Below are 11,837 nucleotides of genomic sequence, written 5' to 3'. Positions count from 1 at the left end.
GCTTCGGGTGAGGCCGACGTTGGTGCCTGGTGCGACGACGCGACGTTGACAAAGTGAGTGTCGACTCACGATCATAGAAGTGAGCTTCCACTCACCTTAGTAGCCGTCCCCGAAGGGATCATCCACCATGCCCGAATCCATTCTCGTCCCCGGCCCTGTCGACCTCTTCGACCGCATGCGACGTCACTGGATGGAGAACACCGGCGGCATCGCGGACGAACTGGCCGACGACGCCGTCATCGAGATCCCCTTCGCCACCGAAGGCACACCCCGACGGCTGGAGGGACCGGAGGCGATCCGTCGCTTCACCGGCCCGGAGCAGGCCGCCTTCGCCCGGCAGTACCGGCTGGAGGAGATCCGCAACGTGGTGATCCACGAGACCGCCGACCCCGGAGTGATCGTCGTCGAGTACGAGCTCACGGGTACCGTCGTCGCCACGGGGCACCGGGCCTCCTCATCGTTCATCGGCGTCCTCAGGGCGCGAGACGGCAAGGTCGTCCTGTGGAGGGAGTACCAGAACCCCCTGGTGATGGCCGAGGTCGCCGAACGACTGAGGAACGGCTGACCAACGGCCGCGGTGAACGATCCAGGGTCGACGTCGAACCAATAGCAGGGAAGAACCACCCCGGAAAGAATCCTCGGGGGAAAGGAACCAATCCCTGGCAGGAGGGGGTGGGAGACTCCCGGAAACACGAAGGCCCCCACCAATGGTGGGGGCCTTCAAAAAGATTGTCCGGCGGTGACCTACTCTCCCACACCGTCCCCGGTGCAGTACCATCGGCGCTGAAGAGCTTAACTTCCGGGTTCGGAATGTAACCGGGTGTTTCCCCTTCGCCATAACCGCCGTAACCCTATGAAACACACAAACACTGTTTGTTGTCTCAGAATTGCCTAGTGGACGCGAGCATATGCTTTGTGGTCAAGTCCTCGGCCTATTAGTACTGGTCAGCTCCACACATTACTGCGCTTCCACTTCCAGCCTATCAACCCGGTCGTCTCCCGGGAGCCTTACCCACTCTCGTGGTGGGAGACCTCATCTCAAGGCGAGCTTCCCGCTTAGATGCTTTCAGCGGTTATCCCTTCCGAACGTAGCCAACCAGCCGTGCTCCTGGCGGAACAACTGGCACACCAGAGGTTCGTCCGTCCCGGTCCTCTCGTACTAGGGACAGCTCCTTTCAAGTCTCCTGCGCGCGCAGCGGATAGGGACCGAACTGTCTCGCGACGTTCTAAACCCAGCTCGCGTACCGCTTTAATGGGCGAACAGCCCAACCCTTGGGACCTACTCCAGCCCCAGGATGCGACGAGCCGACATCGAGGTGCCAAACCATCCCGTCGATATGGACTCTTGGGGAAGATCAGCCTGTTATCCCCGGGGTACCTTTTAGCCGTTGAGCGACGGCGCTTCCACATGCCACCGCCGGATCACTAGTCCCAGCTTTCGCTCCTGCTCGACCCGTCGGTCTCACAGTCAAGCTCCCTTGTGCACTTACACTCGACACCTGATTGCCAACCAGGCTGAGGGAACCTTTGGGCGCCTCCGTTACTCTTTAGGAGGCAACCGCCCCAGTTAAACTACCCACCAGACACTGTCCCTGATCCGGATCACGGACCGAAGTTAGACGTTCAAAACGACCAGAGTGGTATTTCACCAATGACTCCACCACCACTAGCGTGACAGCTTCACAGTCTCCCACCTATCCTACACAAGACGTTCCAAACGCCAATGTCAAGCTATAGTGAAGGTCCCGGGGTCTTTCCGTCCTGCTGCGCGTAACGAGCATCTTTACTCGTAGTGCAATTTCGCCGGGTCTGCGGTTGAGACAGCGGGGAAGTCGTTACGCCATTCGTGCAGGTCGGAACTTACCCGACAAGGAATTTCGCTACCTTAGGATGGTTATAGTTACCACCGCCGTTTACTGGCGCTTAAGTTCTCAGCTTCGCGGAGTAAACCCCACTAACCGGTCCCCTTAACGTTCCAGCACCGGGCAGGCGTCAGTCCGTATACATCGTCTTACGACTTCGCACGGACCTGTGTTTTTAGTAAACAGTCGCTTCCCCCTGGCCTCTGCGACCCCCACCAGCTCACACAGCAAGTGTGATCACCAGCGAAGGCCCCCCTTCTCCCGAAGTTACGGGGGCAATTTGCCGAGTTCCTTAACCACAGTTCACCCGATCGCCTTAGTATTCTCTACCTGACCACCTGAGTCGGTTTAGGGTACGGGCCGCCACGACACTCACTAGAGGCTTTTCTCGGCAGCATAGGATCACCCACTTCGCCACAATCGGCTCGGCATCACATCTCAGACTTAATGCGTTGCGGATTTGCCTACAACACGTCCTACATGCTTACCCCAGGACAACCATCGCCTGGGCTGGGCTACCTTCCTGCGTCACCCCATCGCTTACCTACTACCAGTTCAGGCCAGGCGTTCAGCCTCACCCCAAGCCCGAAGGCCAACAGGGGACTTAAGGACCCTTAGTATCACTGGATTCAGTATTGGCGCATCGTAGCGGGTACGGGAATATCAACCCGTTGTCCATCGACTACGCCTGTCGGCCTCGCCTTAGGTCCCGACTTACCCTGGGCGGATTAGCCTGCCCCAGGAACCCTTGGTCATCCGGCGCAGAAGTTTCTCACTTCTGATTCGCTACTCATGCCTGCATTCTCACTCGCACGGCCTCCACAGCTGGATCACTCCGCTGCTTCCCCGGCCGCACGACGCTCCCCTACCCATCCACACACCTAGACAGACAAGCTGCCAGACTAAAAGTGTGAATGCCACGACTTCGGCGGTGTACTTGAGCCCCGCTACATTGTCGGCGCGGAATCACTTGACCAGTGAGCTATTACGCACTCTTTCAAGGGTGGCTGCTTCTAAGCCAACCTCCTGGTTGTCACTGCGACTCCACATCCTTTCCCACTTAGCACACGCTTAGGGGCCTTAGTCGGTGGTCTGGGCTGTTTCCCTCTCGACTACGGAGCTTATCCCCCGCAGTCTCACTGCCACGCTCTCACTTACCGGCATTCGGAGTTTGGCTGACGTCAGTAACCTTGTCGGGCCCATTAGCCATCCAGTGCTCTACCTCCGGCAAGAAACACGCGACGCTGCACCTAAATGCATTTCGGGGAGAACCAGCTATCACGGAGTTTGATTGGCCTTTCACCCCTAAACACAGGTCATCCCCCAGGTTTTCAACCCTGGTGGGTTCGGTCCTCCACGCGGTCTTACCCGCGCTTCAACCTGCCCATGCCTAGATCACTCCGCTTCGGGTCTACAGCATGCGACTCAAACGCCCTCTTCAGACTCGCTTTCGCTACGGCTCCCCCACACGGGTTAACCTCGCCACACACCATAACTCGCAGGCTCATTCTTCAAAAGGCACGCAGTCACATCACAAACACTCCGAAAAGTGTTTACGCTCCTACGGCTTGTAGGCACACGGTTTCAGGTACTATTTCACGACCCCTCACCGGGGCGCTTTTCACCTTTCCCTCACGGTACTTGTTCACTATCGGTCATCAGGGAGTATTTAGGCTTACCAGGTGGTCCTGGCAGATTCACACAGGATTTCTCGGGCCCCGTGCTACTTGGGATCCCCTCCAACAGTCCAACCAATTTCGCCTACCCGACTCTCACGGTCTACGGCGCCACTTCCCAGAAGCTTCAGCTATCGGAAGGATTTCTTACTGTTCACGGTCTCGGCAGAAACCGTAAGAGGGTCCCACAACCCCGTAAACGCAACGCCTGCCGGCTATCACACGCCTACGGTTTAGCCTGATCCGCTTTCGCTCACCACTACTCACGGAATCACTATTTGTTTTCTCTTCCTACGGGTACTGAGATGTTTCACTTCCCCGCGTTACCACCAACCGCCCTATACATTCAGGCGGAGGCAACACCACATGACTGGTGCTAGGTTTCCCCATTCGGACATCCCCGGATCAAAGTCTGGTTGGCGACTCCCCGGGGCTTAACGCAGCCTCCCACGTCCTTCATCGGCTCCTGATGCCAAGGCATCCACCGTGTGCCCTAAAAAACTTGGCCACAAAGATGCTCGCGTCCACTATGCAAATCTCAAACAACAAACAGCAACCCACCACCCCTGCCACCAACACCCACCCCACCGCCTCGAAAGGCAGCAACAGGCAAGCTGGTCTGGCAGATGATCGGTCCTGCATGAGGGTCAAACAGACAGCAAGCCCGCCTCAGCGGGCTCACCTGGTGTCCGTTTCCTCAGGACCCAACAGTGTGTTCAACCAGGACGACCCCCGACTCTCACGCTCCCACTCCCTCGGCGAACCAAGGGCGGTACTAGCAAGATCCGGCCGATCAGGCCCGGTTGAGTAGCCAGTGCTCCACTAATGAGCGTGTCACGCAGGAAACAGGCGTCCCTGATCGTGACGTTGGACCCCCACCATCCCGAAGGGATCGGTGGAAGGGCCGGTGCTCCTTAGAAAGGAGGTGATCCAGCCGCACCTTCCGGTACGGCTACCTTGTTACGACTTCGTCCCAATCGCCAGCCCCACCTTCGACCGCTCCCCCCAGACAAGCTGGTTGGGCCACGGGCTTCGGGTGTTGCCGACTTTCGTGACGTGACGGGCGGTGTGTACAAGGCCCGGGAACGTATTCACCGCAGCGTTGCTGATCTGCGATTACTAGCGACTCCGACTTCATGGGGTCGAGTTGCAGACCCCAATCCGAACTGAGACCGGCTTTTAGGGATTCGCTCCACCTTGCGGTATCGCAACCCTCTGTACCGGCCATTGTAGCATGTTTGCAGCCCAAGACATAAGGGGCATGATGACTTGACGTCGTCCCCACCTTCCTCCGAGTTGACCCCGGCAGTCTCCAATGAGTCCCCAACCACCCCGAAGGATGTTGCTGGCAACATTGAACAAGGGTTGCGCTCGTTGCGGGACTTAACCCAACATCTCACGACACGAGCTGACGACAGCCATGCACCACCTGTCACCCAGTCCGAAGAGGGCTCCATCTCTGAAGCTTTCCGGGCGATGTCAAGCCTTGGTAAGGTTCTTCGCGTTGCGTCGAATTAAGCAACATGCTCCGCCGCTTGTGCGGGCCCCCGTCAATTCCTTTGAGTTTTAGCCTTGCGGCCGTACTCCCCAGGCGGGGCGCTTAATGCGTTAGCTACGGCGCGGAAACCGTGGAAGGTCCCCACACCTAGCGCCCAACGTTTACAGCGTGGACTACCAGGGTATCTAATCCTGTTCGCTCCCCACGCTTTCGCTCCTCAGCGTCAGGTAAGGCCCAGAGAACCGCCTTCGCCACCGGTGTTCCTCCTGATATCTGCGCATTTCACCGCTACACCAGGAATTCCGTTCTCCCCTACCTACCTCTAGCCAGCCCGTATCGAATGCAGACCTGGAGTTAAGCCCCAAGCTTTCACACCCGACGTGACAAGCCACCTACGAGCTCTTTACGCCCAATAATTCCGGACAACGCTTGCGCCCTACGTATTACCGCGGCTGCTGGCACGTAGTTAGCCGGCGCTTCTTCTGCAGGTACACGTCAACTTCGTCCCTGCTGAAAGAGGTTTACAACCCGAAGGCCGTCATCCCCCACGCGGCGTCGCTGCGTCAGGCTTTCGCCCATTGCGCAATATTCCCCACTGCTGCCTCCCGTAGGAGTCTGGGCCGTGTCTCAGTCCCAGTGTGGCCGGTCGCCCTCTCAGGCCGGCTACCCGTCGTCGCCTTGGTAGGCCATTACCCCACCAACAAGCTGATAGGCCGCGAGTCCATCCCCAACCGAAAAAACTTTCCACACACCATCGATGCCGACATGTGTCATATCCGGTATTAGACCCAGTTTCCCGGGCTTATCCCAGAGTCAGGGGCAGGTTACTCACGTGTTACTCACCCGTTCGCCGCTCGAGTACCCCGAAGGGCCTTTCCGCTCGACTTGCATGTGTTAAGCACGCCGCCAGCGTTCGTCCTGAGCCAGGATCAAACTCTCCAAACAATGTCTGAACAGTCCTACCCGGCTGAAAGCCCACCACCATCCCCGGAACACAAGGCCCGGGAACGCGATGGATGTTCAACCAAAGGAATCCGTCCCCCACCCGCAAGGGTGGTTAGGACAGGGTTGTGCTTCATGCACTGGCTTTTAACACACTGTTGAGTTCTCAAGAAACGGACGCGTACACCCGGCCAACCGGACCCATTCGGGCCGACCGCCAGGGGCGTTCCATTTCGTACTACCATTCTAGTGAATCCGCGTGATTCGTGTCAAACTGTCGGTTTTCCCGGCCCTCGACCCGAACCTGTCGCAACCGCTAGGATGTCGACCGCCCTGCTTCCAGGGCAACCCCTCTAACTTACTCCAACATCCGGTCGATGTCCAACCGGTCTCCGTCGTGACGCGAACGCCCCGACGAAGGGAGGTGATCAGAGGAGGGGATCGCCGGACAGTTCGCCTTCCCGGGAGTGATGACCCGGGGGCTCGTCGTCCTGCGTGGTGAACACTATCAGGACTCTCATGTCACAGAGACAACTTGCCAACCTTCCCCGGACCTCGCGCGTCTCAGAGAGACGTAGAAAGCCCAGGCGCGCAACCAGACGTCAAGCCGTTCGCAATCGACTCTGGATACGAAGTAGGCACAAGGGTCAGGATCCTGACTCCGCCGTGGAGGTGAGCACCATGACCCGCTCGGAGTTCGACGACATCCGCGCGCACATCAACGCGGAGGCCGATCACCCGGGCGACCTTCTCAGGGTCGCCAGGTCTCTGCTGAACGATCTCGAAGACGCACACATGCGGGAGGCGACCCTCCGCGCCTACTATCTGCGTCTCCTCACCGCGGCCCGGGCGACCGTCGCCGCGCAGGAGGCCGGTTACCCGGAGCCCCTGACCTTCCTGACCGACGAGCTCGCCAAGCGTGGCCAGCTGCCCCGGTCCGAGGACGAGGTGAACCGGATTCTCGCCGACGCCCGTACCGCCGCGGCCCTTCTGGCCTCCCTTGAGGAGAACCCTCTCGGGGTGACCCCGATGACCACCGGTGGAGCTCGCGCGCGCCGGTGCGCGGGAGCAAGTCGCAGCCTTCCGCGATGAGGCGTTCCGCGTCATTGACCTGGGCTTGAACCAAGATCTGTAAGACTTCGGGCATGTTGCAGCGAGGGCTGAATTGGGCTGCGGCGACCCTCGTGGGCGTCTTCGGCTTTGTCTGGACCGGTGTAGTGATGTTCGCGGCCGTCGAGACCGCCACCTGGGCGTGGATCGGGCAGGTCTCCTTCGGGCTCTTCCTCACCTGCTGGGCGCTCTACAAGGTGAGCCTGCTGGTCCGCCGGCCCAAGCCCAGTTTCGTTCCCAGACATCGCCGGGTACGCGCCAGAGCCTGAGGTCAGGGCCTGATGTTCAAAGCCTGGCCTCAGGGCCTGAGGCCGGGGCTTGCCGAATGCCACCCGACGGAGTTCGCACAAGAGGCTCCCGGGGACGCGAGCGAGAACCGCCCTCCCGGTCGCGCCTTCCGGCTCCCGTCCCGCGGGCTCCTTCGAAGGTCCCGCCCCCTCCGCCATGCCCGCGTATCACCGAGTACGGGATGGTCTACGTCCCCGTACGGAACGAGCGGAGTTTTTCGGCCACCTCCTGGCACGGAACCCCCAGGTCGAACCGGCTGAGCAGGTGGATGCCCTCCCCCGTGTCGATCTCCAGGAGTTCCGTACGCGAGGTGAAGCGTGTCCGATTGTCGACGCGGATGCGCTCGACGGCTCTCCAGGGCACCCGTTCGGATCCGGCGAACCCCTTCACCACGACGAGGCCCTCCCCGTCCGCCGTCAGCCGTACCGGGACCAGGACGTCACGTGCCGCCAGGACTGCCATGGCCAGGGACGCGGTACCCGCCAGGAGCATGCCGCGCAGGTCGCCGAGGCTCAGCACGGTCAGCACCGCCAGGGCGAGCGCGGCGACGGCCTTCACGATGAGGAGATCGCGGCGTACGCGCCAGCGCAGGACCGGTCCGGACGTTTCACTCACAGCGGCACGCTACCTCTCGACCGCCCGTCGTGTGCCGCGTGCCGTCCTGAAGCGTCCGTCGCCGGGACGGTCAGGGGTGGGACTCCCGTCGGCACGCGGGCGACGCCTGCGTGCCTGAAGCGGGGCCGGGCGCCCGTACGTGCCGCCAGGGCAGGTAGGGGCAGAAAAACCGAGAGGCCCGGATCTCTGTGAGATCCGGGCCTCTCTCTGGTAGCGGGGACAGGATTTGAACCTGCGACCTCTGGGTTATGAGCCCAGCGAGCTACCGAACTGCTCCACCCCGCGTCGGTGTGTTCAAAGACTATCCGCAATTCGGTCGCGACGGCAAATCGGGGCGGGAACGAGCGCGCCGGAAGAGGCGCCGGGGAGAAATCGCGAGCCCCGGGCCGGCGGGAACGTGAGGCCCGGCACACACGGGGACGGCCGGTCGCGGAGTGCGAACCTGTCGCGATTGACCGGGAGTGCGGGAAATGCCGGGAAATGCAGAAACCCCGGCCGCCGTTTCCGGCGACCGGGGTCTCGTTCGTAGCGGGGACAGGATTTGAACCTGCGACCTCTGGGTTATGAGCCCAGCGAGCTACCGAACTGCTCCACCCCGCGTCGGTGTATGCCTGAAGCTTACCCGGCTTTGGGGGTGGACGCGAATCAGATGACGCCCGGCCCGATGACCTCCGCTAACTCGGTGACGGTGACGGTGTCACCGAGGGAGCGGGGGTCGCGGACGGTGACACCGACGGGGACGCCGAGGGCACGGGTGTCCCGGACGTCGGTGACGGCGTGGGGGTCGCCCCCGCCGCCGCGGCGCGGCCCTTGAGCCTCTCCAGGGCGGCTTGGAGCTCCTTCTGGGCGGTGCCGTACTCGACCCAGTTCGGCGGGTCCTCCCGGAGAGCGTTCTGCGCCTTGTCGTAGGCCTTCTGCACCTCGTCGATGGCGACGGCGAGCTCGCCCGTGGGCTTGGTCTCCGCCGGCTGGTTCTCGTCGGGCTTGGTCTCCTGCGGCGCGGTCTGCGTGCCGCCCCCGAAGACCTGTTCGAGCGCACCCTTGAGCGTGTCGGCCGAGCCGACCTTGCTGCCGTAGGCCACCAGGACCCGGCGCAGGATCGGGTACGGCTCCTGGCCGGAGGCGGCCGCGATCTCCACGTAGACCGGTTCGACGTAGACCAGGCCGTCGGCGAAGGGCAGGGTCAGCAGGTTGCCGTAGCGGACCTTCGCCTGGCCCAGTCCGAGCAGGTTGAGCTCGCCGGAGAACTTGTTCTGGAAGTTGTTCTGCACCTGGCCGGGACCCGGGATCGTGGTGTTGGAGGGCATGCGCAGGATGCGCAGCTTTCCGTAGTCGGGCCCGGGGGTGGCGTCCACGGCCATGAACGCCGCCAGGTTGGGTCCCTGGCGCGGCACGAACGTGGTCGTCAGGGAGAACGACGGTGCCGAGGTCTTCGGCATCTTGACCGACAGGTAGTACGGCGGCTGCTTGACGTTCTGCTCGCCCGAGGAGGGGTCGTTCGGGACGTTCCAGAAGTCCTGGCCGCTGTAGAAGGCGTTCGGGTCGGCGATGTGGTACTGGGAAAGCACGTCACGCTGGACCTTGAACAGCGCCTCCGGGTAGCGCAGGTGCTGCTTGAGCTCGGCGGCCATCTGCGTCTGCGGCTTGATGACGCCCGGGAAGGCCTTGCGCCAGGTCTGCAGGATGGGGTCCTTCTCGTCCCAGGCGTACAGGTTGACGGTGCCGTCGTAGGCGTCGACCACGGCCTTCACCGAGTTGCGCATGTAGTTGATCTGGTCGCGCGGCTGCGGCACCACCAGGCGCGGGTCGGTGATGGTGTCCCTCGTCATCGCCTCCAGGCTCTTGCTCTGGGAGTACGGGTAGGCGTTGGACGTGGTGTACGCGTCGGCGATCCAGACGACCCTGCCGCCGACGATGGCCGGGTAGGGGTTGTCGTCCAGGCTCAGGAACGGCGCCACCTTGGCGATCCGCTCCTGCGGGTTGCGCTCGTAAAGGATCTTGGAGTTCGCGTTGACGTCGCCCGAGAGCAGCAGGTTGATCTCGCTGTACTTGGCGGCGTAGAGCATCCGGTTGAGGAACGAGCCGACCGGGACGCCACCCTTGCCGTCGTAGGTGGTGTTCTTCTGGCCGGTGCCGCCGCTCTCGGGGTAGTCGAGCTCCTGCTTCTGCTGGCCGGTGCCGCCGACGATGACGTACTCGGTGGAGCCGGGCGCCTCGCCGAAGTAGATCCGCGACTCGGTGAGCTTGGTCCGCTCCACCAGAGCGCCGGTGACCGGCATGTCCTTGGCGTCGAAGTTGGGCAGGCCCTCGCTGTCGACCTCGTTGCCGGGCGCGGCCACGAAGCCGTTGCCGTGGGTGTAGACGAGGTGGCGGTTGATCCAGTTGTTCTGCTCGGCCGGGGGGCCGGTGAGCTCTCGCACGGCCACGACGGTGTCGCGCACGGTGCCGTCCGCGTCGGGGTAGCGGTCGACGTCGAGCGGCTCGTGGAAGTCGTAGTAACCGCGGATCCGCTGCTTCTGCTGGTAGGTCTTGGCGACCAGGCTGGGGTCGAGCAGGCGCACGCCGGAGATGGAGCTGTCGGCGGTGACGTTGACCTTGCTCGGGTCGCCCTGAGCCGTGTAGTCGATCACCTCGGCGCCGTTGACGCCGTAGGCTTTTCGTGTCGCGTCGATGTTGCGCTTGATGTACTCCTGCTCCTTGCCCTGCTGGTTCGGCTTGACCTGGAACTGCTCGACCAGGGCCGGGTAGACCCCGCCGATCAGGACGGCCGAGAGCACCAGCAGGCCGAAGCCGACCCCGGGCAGCATGCCACCGGGCCGCACGACCCCCGCGAAGAACAGGACGGCACAGATCAGGGCAATGATCGCCAGGATGGTCTTGGCGGGCAGGACCGCGTTCACGTCGGTGTACGACGCGCCGTGCCTGAAGCCCCGGTCGGAGAAGACCAGCCCGTACCGGTCGACCCAGTAGGCGACCGCCTTCAGCAGCACGAAGACGCCCAGCAGCACCGACAGGTGGGCTCGGGCGCCGCGCGAGGCGTGCACCCCGGGCGACTGGAGCCGGAACCCGCCGTACAGGTAGTGGACGACCGCCGCCAGCAGGGCCGACAGCACCACCGCGACGAACAGGAAGTTCAGCACCATCCGGATGAACGGATAGGTGAACATGAAGAAGGAGATGTCCCACTTGAACAGCGCGTCGGTCTCGCCGAACGGCGTCGCGTTGACGAACTCCAGCCAGGTCTTCCACTGACTCGAGAACGTGGATCCCGAGAACAGGCCGAGCATCGCCACGCCGATCAGGAAGATCAGCTTGCGGTGCGGGTCGAGGGCCATCCGGTACCGGTCGGCGCCGCTGGCACCGCCGAACATCCCGGGCCCGAACATCGGCCGCATCCGGTACGCCAGCAGCATGTTGCCGCCGACGATGCCGACCATCAGCAGGGCACCGACCACGAACAGCAGGATCTGCGTGACGATCACACCGGAGAAGACGGCCGTGTAGTCGACCGAGTCGTACCAGAGGTAATCAGTGAAGATACCGGCGAAAAGGAAGAACAACGCCACTATCGCGACCAGCGCGATCGCGACGGGAAGCAGCAGTCGCGGCCGGCGGGGCAAGCGCATTGCCCTGCCGGCTCCGGGGGTCCGGAAGCTCAAGGCCAACCCCTTGTCGTAAGAGCACGGTCCGTGTCTGGCAACCTACACCGGCGGGAGTTGGGGCGGGCTCAGCCTCTCGGGCACGGTCCGGCCACAACCCCCGCACGGTCTCGGGTCCACCGGTCCCAACGTACGAGGGGCCCGATGAGTGCCCCGTGGCGCGCTTCGGAATGAAGCCGTGCCCTGC

General features: G+C 62.5%; 5 protein-coding genes, 2 tRNA genes and 3 rRNA genes. 3 read left to right on the top strand and 7 right to left on the bottom strand.

What is annotated here, in order from left to right; genetic code table 11:
- Positions 1-127: 127 nt before the first annotated feature.
- The gene (locus tag ABD832_RS13130) at positions 128-565 is read left to right on the top strand and encodes a nuclear transport factor 2 family protein (protein WP_344893564.1); all 438 of its coding nucleotides are present in this window, start codon (positions 128-130) and stop codon (positions 563-565) included.
- A gap of 166 nt (positions 566-731) precedes the next feature.
- On the opposite strand, the gene rrf is transcribed toward ABD832_RS13130, so the two are convergent.
- The 3 genes from rrf to ABD832_RS13115 form a co-directional block, all read right to left on the bottom strand.
- Positions 732-848 (bottom strand): 5S ribosomal RNA (gene rrf, locus ABD832_RS13125).
- A 67-nt stretch (positions 849-915) separates the two neighbouring features.
- Positions 916-4,046: ribosomal RNA gene (locus ABD832_RS13120) — 23S ribosomal RNA — on the bottom strand.
- A gap of 410 nt (positions 4,047-4,456) precedes the next feature.
- Positions 4,457-5,981 (bottom strand): 16S ribosomal RNA (locus ABD832_RS13115).
- Together the 16S, 23S and 5S rRNA genes form the textbook arrangement of a ribosomal RNA operon.
- 678 nt (positions 5,982-6,659) lie before the next feature.
- Between ABD832_RS13115 and ABD832_RS13110 the strand changes: the two genes are divergently transcribed.
- Both ABD832_RS13110 and ABD832_RS13105 read left to right on the top strand, forming a co-directional pair.
- Positions 6,660-7,070, top strand: a complete 411-nt coding sequence (locus ABD832_RS13110) for a hypothetical protein (RefSeq protein ID WP_344893562.1) — start codon at positions 6,660-6,662, stop codon at positions 7,068-7,070.
- A 53-nt stretch (positions 7,071-7,123) separates the two neighbouring features.
- A complete protein-coding gene (locus tag ABD832_RS13105) occupies positions 7,124-7,357 on the top strand; it encodes a hypothetical protein (RefSeq protein WP_344893560.1) in 234 nt (77 codons plus the stop codon).
- Positions 7,358-7,562: 205 nt separating this feature from the next.
- Here ABD832_RS13105 and ABD832_RS13100 read toward each other — a convergent pair whose 3' ends face one another.
- The 4 genes from ABD832_RS13100 to ABD832_RS13085 all read right to left on the bottom strand — a co-directional run bounded on the left by ABD832_RS13100 (position 7,563) and on the right by ABD832_RS13085 (position 11,617).
- Entirely contained in the window at positions 7,563-7,991 is a 429-nt protein-coding gene (locus tag ABD832_RS13100; protein WP_344893557.1) for a PH domain-containing protein, read from the bottom strand.
- A gap of 208 nt (positions 7,992-8,199) precedes the next feature.
- Positions 8,200-8,276 (bottom strand) — tRNA-Met (locus ABD832_RS13095).
- Between the two features lie 241 nt (positions 8,277-8,517).
- A tRNA-Met gene (locus tag ABD832_RS13090) sits at positions 8,518-8,591 on the bottom strand.
- Positions 8,592-8,665: 74 nt separating this feature from the next.
- Positions 8,666-11,617 (bottom strand): UPF0182 family membrane protein, encoded by a 2,952-nt coding sequence (locus ABD832_RS13085; protein WP_344893554.1) that lies wholly within the window; start codon positions 11,615-11,617, stop codon positions 8,666-8,668.
- Positions 11,618-11,837 lie beyond the last annotated feature (220 nt).

It is taken from the genome of Streptosporangium longisporum, from assembly GCF_039534895.1.
Taxonomy (GTDB): domain Bacteria; phylum Actinomycetota; class Actinomycetes; order Streptosporangiales; family Streptosporangiaceae; genus Streptosporangium; species Streptosporangium longisporum.
Note: the sequence above shows the minus strand (reverse complement) of the source record. Positions and strands in the feature narration are given on the sequence as shown.

Coding starts and splice junctions, on each gene's coding strand:
- ABD832_RS13105 (WP_344893560.1), top strand. CDS start 7,124: ATGTTGCAGCGAGGGCTGAATTGGGCTGCGGCGACCCTCGTGGGCGTC.
- ABD832_RS13110 (WP_344893562.1), top strand. CDS start 6,660: ATGACCCGCTCGGAGTTCGACGACATCCGCGCGCACATCAACGCGGAG.
- ABD832_RS13085 (WP_344893554.1), bottom strand. CDS start 11,617: ATGCGCTTGCCCCGCCGGCCGCGACTGCTGCTTCCCGTCGCGATCGCG.
- ABD832_RS13130 (WP_344893564.1), top strand. CDS start 128: ATGCCCGAATCCATTCTCGTCCCCGGCCCTGTCGACCTCTTCGACCGC.